The 600-nt window shown below is 35.8% G+C and carries 1 protein-coding gene; it reads left to right on the top strand.

Translation table 11 applies throughout. The annotated features are described in order from the left end of the window. The coding region (locus AM305_RS00290) for an NAD(P)H-dependent oxidoreductase (RefSeq protein WP_005821890.1) at positions 1 to 274 on the top strand (274 nt) is incomplete at its 5' end. Positions 275 to 600 lie beyond the last annotated feature (326 nt).

The raw sequence follows: 600 nt of genomic DNA, 5'->3' as shown, positions 1-600 counted from the left end.
CCCCCCCGCCAATTACGGCACAGGCGGTTTGATGAATGATAAAAAATACCTGCTGTCGGCAACTTTCAATGCTCCAGCCCAAGCCTTTGATAACCCAAACGAATACCTGTTCCAAGGCAAATCATTGGACGATTTACTGCTACCGCTTCACGCCACTTTCCGCTTTTTCGCTATGCAAAAATTGCCTAGTTTTGCTTGTTTTGATGTGCTGAAAAATCCGCAGATTGAACAGGATTTTGAGCGTTGGAAACAGCATTTGAATGATTTGTTTTAAATGGAAATGCCGTCTGACAAACTTTCAGACGGCTTTTTTATCTACAAGCGGTCGAATTTTGCAAAAAATCTGCAAATTTTTCATTTCTTTTCAGATAGCCTGAAACATTAACCTATATGAAAATTTCACGAAAAATCAATCAATTAAAAAATATTTACATACTTACAAAAATGTAAGTACTATCAAAATATTAGCAATCGCACTAAAATATGGCACATTCCGTATCAATATTATTTTAGGAGTTTTCATGAGCAAAATTTTAGTCATCTCTGCTCACCAAGATTTAAATCAGTCGGTTAGCAACCAATTAATTTTAAAAGAATTGG

It is taken from the genome of Actinobacillus minor NM305 (genome assembly GCF_000175195.1).
In the GTDB taxonomy this organism is placed as follows: domain Bacteria; phylum Pseudomonadota; class Gammaproteobacteria; order Enterobacterales; family Pasteurellaceae; genus Haemophilus_A; species Haemophilus_A minor.
This window is presented reverse-complemented; position numbering and strand designations above follow the sequence as displayed.